This is a genomic window from Streptomyces sp. NPDC057474 (assembly GCF_042802555.1).
GTDB lineage: Bacteria > Actinomycetota > Actinomycetes > Streptomycetales > Streptomycetaceae > Streptomyces.
In genome coordinates this window covers 1-3,518 of the sequence record NZ_JBHVDX010000434.1, presented here as the reverse complement: position 1 = coordinate 3,518, position 3,518 = coordinate 1, and the positions used below count along the sequence as shown (strand labels likewise).

Sequence of the window (3,518 nt, the reverse complement as noted above, 5' to 3'; positions counted from 1 at the left end):
GGTCAACCCCCACCGGGGCGGCGCCCGTTCATGTTCCCGAAATATTCACCGGACAGTTGACTTTCGGCCAACATCACCAAGCCCTCCTGACATGAACACGACTCAGATGTCACTCTTCCTCCACCCGCCGCACCAGCACCAGCGAACTCCCCCACATAAGGAGCTTGTGTGTCTCCCCTCTACGCGCGTCACAAGCGCACCACGCTCGCCATCGCGACCGCCATCGCCGCCGGCGCGCTGCTGACCACCGGGCTGACCTCCGGTGCCACCGCCCAGCCCGCGCCCGTCGCGGACAAGGCCCAGCCGGCCGGTGCCCCGGTCCAGCTGACCCCCGCCGCGCGCACCGCCCTGATCAAGAAGGCGGACGCGGCCACGGCCGAGACCGCCGACGAGATAGGCCTGGGCGCCAAGGAGGAACTGGTCGTCCGCGACGTCCTCAAGGACACCGACGGCACGGTCCACACGCGCTACGAGCGCACGTTCGGCGGCCTCCCGGTCCTCGGCGGCGACCTGGTCGTCCACGAGTCCAAGGCCGGCGACATCAAGAGCATCACCAAGGCCACCAGCGCCTCCGTCAAGGTCTCCGACCTCACCGCGGACGTCACCAAGGCCACCGCCGAGAAGCAGGCGCTGAAGGCCGCCAAGGCCGAGGGCTCCACCAAGACCGAGGCCGACAAGGCGCCGCGCAAGGTCGTCTGGGCGGCGGACGGCAAGCCCGCCCTCGCCTACGAGACGGTCGTCGGCGGCTTCCAGCACGACGGCACCCCGCAGGAGCTCCACGTCATCACCGACGCGGAGACCGGCAAGAAGCTGTACGAGTTCGAGGCCATCCAGACCGGCACCGGCAACAGCCAGTACAACGGCTCGGTCACCATCGGCACGACCCTGTCGGGCTCGACGTACAACCTGACCGACGCCTCGCGCGGCAGCCACAAGACCTACAACAAGGCCCGCGCCACCTCGTCCTCGGCCGGCACACTCTTCACCGACGCGGACGACATCTGGGGCACCGGCACCGCCACCAGCTCCTCCACCGACCAGAACGCCGCCGTGGACGCCCACTACGGCGCCCAGGTCACCTGGGACTTCTACAAGAACGTCCTCGGCCGCAACGGCATCAAGAACAACGGCGTCGCCGCGTACTCCCGCGTCCACTACGGCAACGCGTACGTCAACGCCTTCTGGTCCGACAGCTGCTTCTGCATGACGTACGGCGACGGCGACGGCAACGTCAAGCCGCTCACCTCCCTGGACGTCGCGGGCCACGAGATGACCCACGGCCTGACCTCGAACACGGCGGGGCTGAACTACAGCGGCGAGTCCGGCGGCCTGAACGAGGCCACCTCGGACATCCTCGGCACGGCGGTCGAGTTCTACGCCGCCAACTCCAAGGACCCGGGCGACTACCTCATCGGCGAGAAGGTCGACATCCGCGGCAACGGCACCCCGCTGCGCTACATGGACCAGCCCAGCAAGGACGGCAACTCGGCCAACTACTGGTCGTCGTCGCTGGCCGGCCTGGACGTCCACTACTCGTCGGGCCCGGCGAACCACTTCTTCTACCTCCTCTCGGAGGGCAGCGGTTCGAAGACGATCAACGGGGTCGCGTACAACTCCCCGACGTCGAACGGCGCCACGATCACCGGCATCGGCCGCGACAAGGCCGTCCAGATCTGGTACAAGGCGCTGAGCACGTACATGACCTCGACGACCAACTACAAGGGCGCCCGCACGGCGACCCTGAACGCGGCGTCCTCCCTCTACGGCTCCAGCAGCACGGAGTACGCGGCGGTGAACGCGGCGTGGGCGGCGGTCAACGTGACGGCGTGACGTCGGCCTAGCTGAGGTTGCTCGGGCGGTACCCGGAGAGAAGGCGACTCCGGGTGCCGCCCTAGGCTTTGCGCCATGCCCGCAACCAACGGCCCGCTCCCCGAGGGCCCCTTCACGTACGACGCGGTCGGCGCCACCCGCGAGGGCCACTGCCCACCCGACTTCAACCCCCTCCACGTCCGCTCCCGCATAGGCGAGGGCACGGACGTGTTCGAACGCGCCGCGAACGCCGTCCTCACCTGGGAGATGCACCGCGCGATGGGCGTCGGCATAAACGCCTCCGCCCCCGAGGCCGCCCCCGGCGTCGACGTGACAGTCACCCTCGGCGGCGTCATCAAGGCCCCCTGCCGCGTCGTCTGGACGGTCGACGAACCCCGCCGCAAGGGCTGGGCATACGGCACGCTCCCGGGCCACCCGGAATGCGGCGAGGAAGCCTTCGTGGTCGACCGCACGGGCGACGGCACGGTCTGGCTGACGGTCACGGCCTTCAGCCGCGGCGCGAAATGGTACGCCCGGGCGGGCGGGGCGGCGACGCGGGGGTTGCAGCATGCGTATGCGCGGCGGTGCGGGGTGGTGTTGCGGAGGCTGGCGGGGGACCCGAAGGGGTGATCCGGGCCGGATCCCGCACCGCGCCGCAGGTCACCGACGTAGACATGGGGCGAGCCCTGTCCCCGCCCACGCGGAGTGCCCCATGTCCACACGTCACCTGCGAGAGCGCCTGTCCGGCGCCCCCATAGGCCGAGAACGCGAGTGGACAGCGCTCGTCGGCTTCCTCACCGATCCCACCCCCGGAATGCGTCTCGGCACCATCACCGGACCGCGCCGCATCGGGAAGTCGTACCTACTTCGCTCTCTGTGCGCGGCCGTGGAGGGGCTGCACTTCACGGCGCTCAGCAACGAGGGCCGCCAAAGCGCCCTGCGCCGATTCACCGAAGCGGTCGCGGCACACGCGAGGGTGATCCCCAACACCCTGCGCCCCCGAGACTGGCGCGAAGCGCTCACCGACGCCCTCGACGTCACGTCCCGCTGCTCGCCGCGTCCCCTTCTCGTCCTCGACGACTTCCCCCATCTGCTCGCACACTCACCTGAACTCCCTCAGCTGATGGCTGAGTTGCACTGCCATCTTCAGCACCGCGAGGACCAGGGCGCCCGGCTCGTCCTGAGCGGCTCGGCGAGGAGCGGCATGCACGATTTCCTCTCTGGTGCGAAGCCCTTGCGCGAACACGCCGTCATCGAGCTACGCCTCGGAGCCTTCGACTTCCGTACGAGCAAACAGTTCTGGCAGGTCGACGCCCCCCTCATCGCCCTCCGCGTCCACGCGGTCCTGGGCGGCGCCGCCGGTTCGACGTCGTACGGCCCGAAGCCGCGCAGTCGGCCGTCTTCGGGGTCCAGGACTCCGTCATGCGGCGGTGGCCGTCGTAGGTGAGGCACTGGTAGTCCGGCTTGGCCGTGCCGCCTTGGGCGGAGGCATCGAAGATCGACGTGACGTTGCCCGCGTCGTCCTGGGTGAACTTCAGCTCCTGCGGCATGTAACCGTGCACGTCGTCGGTGACGAAGGAGCGGGTCAGGCGGCGTGTGCCCGACTCGTAGTCCCAGTTCAGGTACGCCTTCCTCGCCGAGGAGGTGGCGTCCGTGGTGATTGGCCGCACGCGCCAGTGCCGGGTTCCCGAGCCGCTGTGGCTCGGGAA

The 3,518-nt window shown here is 69.3% G+C and carries 3 protein-coding genes and 1 pseudogene; 3 read left to right on the top strand and 1 reads right to left on the bottom strand.

What is annotated here, in order from left to right; genetic code table 11:
• Nucleotides 1-168: 168 nt before the first annotated feature.
• From ACFU53_RS47300 to ACFU53_RS47290, 3 genes and pseudogenes are all read left to right on the top strand, one after another.
• Nucleotides 169-1,830 carry a M4 family metallopeptidase gene (locus tag ACFU53_RS47300; RefSeq protein WP_384006642.1) on the top strand — a complete coding sequence of 554 codons (1,662 nt, stop codon included), beginning with the start codon at nt 169-171 and terminating at the stop codon, nt 1,828-1,830.
• A 75-nt stretch (nt 1,831-1,905) separates the two neighbouring features.
• A complete protein-coding gene (locus ACFU53_RS47295; protein WP_384006639.1) occupies nt 1,906-2,439 on the top strand; it encodes a DUF1990 family protein in 534 nt (177 codons plus the stop codon).
• Nucleotides 2,378-2,989 (top strand): annotated as a pseudogene (locus tag ACFU53_RS47290) (hypothetical protein); the annotation flags it as partial. The gene ACFU53_RS47295 and the pseudogene ACFU53_RS47290, both read left to right, overlap by 62 nt.
• 139 nt (nt 2,990-3,128) lie before the next feature.
• Here the strand turns inward: ACFU53_RS47290 and ACFU53_RS47285 are convergent.
• On the bottom strand, nt 3,129-3,518 hold a 390-nt coding region (locus tag ACFU53_RS47285; protein WP_384006636.1), incomplete at its 5' end, for a hypothetical protein.

What these genes read in the sequence shown, in the direction of transcription:
- ACFU53_RS47295 (WP_384006639.1), top strand. Translation starts at nt 1,906, where the DNA reads ATGCCCGCAACCAACGGCCCGCTCCCCGAGGGCCCCTTCACGTACGAC.